Consider the following 2,797-nt stretch of genomic DNA (forward strand, 5'->3'; position numbering starts at 1 on the left):
CCCCGAGCCCACCGCAGAAGGCGCGGTGCCCGTCACCCCCGCCCCTCACGGCCCCGAGACGGTGCTGCGCCTCGAGGGCGTGCGCAAGTCGTTCGGCGACACGGTCGTGCTCGACGGCATCGACCTCGACGTCGCACGCGACGAGGTCGTGGCGCTGATCGGGGCCAGCGGCTCGGGCAAGTCGACCCTGCTGCGCACCGTCAATCTGCTCGAACAGATCGACGACGGCCGCATCGTGCTCGGCGACGACGACATCACCGACCCCCGGGTGCGCGTCGACGCCGTCCGTGCCCGGATCGGCGTCGTCTTCCAACACTTCAACCTGTTCCCGCACCTGACCGTGCTCGACAACGTCGCGCTCGCCAGTCGCCACGTGCTGCGCCAGCCCAAGGCCGCCGCGAACGAGCGCGCCCTCGAGGTGCTCACGCGCGTGGGCCTCGGCGACAAGGCCGGCGCCTACCCCGATCGCCTCTCGGGCGGGCAGCAGCAGCGGGTCGCCATCGCCCGCGCCCTGGCCCCGCGTCCCGCCGTGCTGCTGCTCGACGAGATCACGAGTGCGCTCGACCCCGAGCTGGTGGGCGAGGTGCTCGACCTCGTGCGCACGCTCAAAGAGGTCGGCACGACGATCCTCATGGCGACGCACGAGATGGCCTTCGCCCGCGACGTCGCCGACCGGGTCGTCTTCCTCGACCGGGGCCGCATCGCCGAGCAGGGCCCACCCGCGCAGCTCTTCACGGCGCCGCGTGAGGCCCGCACCCGCGAGTTCCTCACCCGGTTCACCGCCTGACCCGAGCCGGGACGAGCCGTGACGACCCGAGCCGGGCCGCGGTCTCGCCACCCGCACCCTGGAGCGTTCCTCAGTCGCGCGCGCCCACCGTCTTCACCCGCGCCTCCCAGGTCTTTGCGAAAGAACCACGCCAGCATCGGACCCAGCCCCGTGGACTCGCCGCGCGTCACGCCGACCCCTCCGAAGGACGAAGAAACCATGAAGAAGAAGACCAAGATCGGGCTGGGCATCGCCGCAGCCGTCGTCGTCGTCCTGGGGGCCACCGCGGCCTTCGCCGGGCCGGCCCTCTACCGAGACGTGGTCGTCGGTGAACCCGATGCCGCGCCCACCGCCTCGCTCACCCCCGGCTCGAGCACGCTCGACCCCAGCCAGCTCACGGGCGACTGGAGCATCGGCGACGGCAGCACGGCCGGCTACCGCGTCGACGAGGTGCTGAACGGCACCGACGTCACCGTCGTCGGCAAGACCGACCAGGTCTCCGGAAGCATCACCGTCGACGGCACGACCATCTCGGCCGCGACCATCGACGTCGACGTCGCCTCGATCGCGACCGACAGCAGCAACCGCGACGACTATTTCAAGGGCACCGCCATGCAGGTGAACCAGTACCCGACGGCCACCTTCACGCTGACCCAGCCGATCGAGGCGGCCGTCCCGTCCGACGGTGAAGTGGCCGAGGTCGAGGCGACCGGCGAGCTGACCATGCACGGCGTCACCAAGACCGTCACCGTGCCTCTGCAGGCGGCGCTCTCGGGCGACGGTGTGCAGGTGAGCGGGTCGATCCCCGTGACCTTCTCGGACTACGGCGTCGACGCGCCGAGCCTCGGCTTCGTCAAGGTCGAGGACCAGGGCACGGTCGAGTTCCTCGTGGCGGCGACTCCCGCCTCCTGACCCCCGGGCGCTCGCCCGTCAAGCGCCGCAGCACGACCTGAGCGTCGCACCACCGACACCGGTGGTGCGACGCTCAGTTCGTGGTCGCGTGCGCCACGGCCGGGCTCAGCGCGGCCTGGCTCAGCGCGGCCGGGCTCAGCCCCGACGCAGCAGCTCCGCGATCGTGGCGGGCAGGGCGTCGACCAGGCCGAGCACGGTCAACGGTCCCCCGGCGCTCGCCCGGGACGCCGCGAGGCCGTGGACGACCGCAGCCGTCGCGGCCAACCGGGCCAGCGCCTCCTCGTCCGCGGCGATCTCGTCGGCGTGCGTCGCGACCAGGGCCCCGAGGACTCCCCCGAGCGCGTCACCCGCACCGGCGGTCGCGAGCCACGTCGGAGCGCTGGCCGCGACGAGGCGCGTGCCGCCGGGCGACGCGACGTACGCGCGGGGCCCCTTGACGAGCACCGTGCAGCCCCACTCCCCCGCGGCGCGTTCGGCGGCGCCGGCCGGGTCGGCGGCGACGTCGTCCACCTCGCGGCCCGAGGCCTTCGCCAGCTCACGGAAGTGCGGCGTCAGCACGACCGGACCGGTCGCCTGTTCGCGCAGCGAGAGCGCCCCGGCGTCGAGGACGAGCGGCACCCCCGAGGAGGCGCCGGTCGCGAAGCCGTCGCGGGTCTCGTCGTCGAGGTGGTCCGGGTCGACCCCGGAGCCGAGCAACCACGCCTGCACGCGACCCGGGCTCGTGACGGCCTCGGGCCGACGGTGCAGCACGAAGTCGGACGCGCGGGCGGGGCCGAGGTAGCGCAGCATGCCGACGCCGGTGTGCAGCGCGGCCTCGACGCCGAGCACGGCGGCGCCCGGGTACGAGCTCGAGCCGGTCACGACGCCGAGCACGCCGCGGCTGTACTTGTCGTCGTCGACCGCGGGGATGGCGATTCGGTCGGCGGCGTCGGCGGGGGTCCAGTCGGTGTATCGGGTGTCGGAGGTCACGCCCCGACGGTAGTCGGCCCCGGCCCGCCCGTGCACCTCGAACGCGCCGCCGGCGGCGGCGCCCGCCGCGGCGGTCCCATCGTGCAGGGCCACGTCGACGGCACGGCCACGGTCGTCGAGATCGAGCAGGGCGACGCCTGGCGTCGGGTC

3 protein-coding genes are annotated in these 2,797 nt (G+C 73.8%); 2 read left to right on the forward strand and 1 reads right to left on the reverse strand.

What is annotated here, in order from left to right:
• Positions 1 to 25: 25 nt before the first annotated feature.
• Both AEQ27_RS14620 and AEQ27_RS14625 read left to right on the forward strand, forming a co-directional pair.
• Positions 26 to 787, forward strand: coding sequence for an amino acid ABC transporter ATP-binding protein (locus AEQ27_RS14620; protein WP_082383626.1), 762 nt, complete (start codon positions 26 to 28; stop codon positions 785 to 787).
• Between the two features lie 198 nt (positions 788 to 985).
• Positions 986 to 1,678 carry a YceI family protein gene (locus tag AEQ27_RS14625; RefSeq protein ID WP_054147336.1) on the forward strand — a complete coding sequence of 231 codons (693 nt, stop codon included), beginning with the start codon at positions 986 to 988 and terminating at the stop codon, positions 1,676 to 1,678.
• 135 nt (positions 1,679 to 1,813) lie between these two features.
• Here AEQ27_RS14625 and AEQ27_RS14630 read toward each other — a convergent pair.
• Positions 1,814 to 2,797: ADP/ATP-dependent (S)-NAD(P)H-hydrate dehydratase (locus AEQ27_RS14630; RefSeq protein WP_235451110.1), on the reverse strand; the 984-nt coding region annotated here is incomplete at its 5' end.

The organism is Frigoribacterium sp. RIT-PI-h (assembly GCF_001297205.1).
Taxonomy (GTDB): Bacteria; Actinomycetota; Actinomycetes; order Actinomycetales; family Microbacteriaceae; genus Frigoribacterium.

Excerpts from the sequence above, each read along its gene's own strand:
- AEQ27_RS14625 (WP_054147336.1), top strand. The coding sequence starts at position 986 with ATGAAGAAGAAGACCAAGATCGGGCTGGGCATCGCCGCAGCCGTCGTC.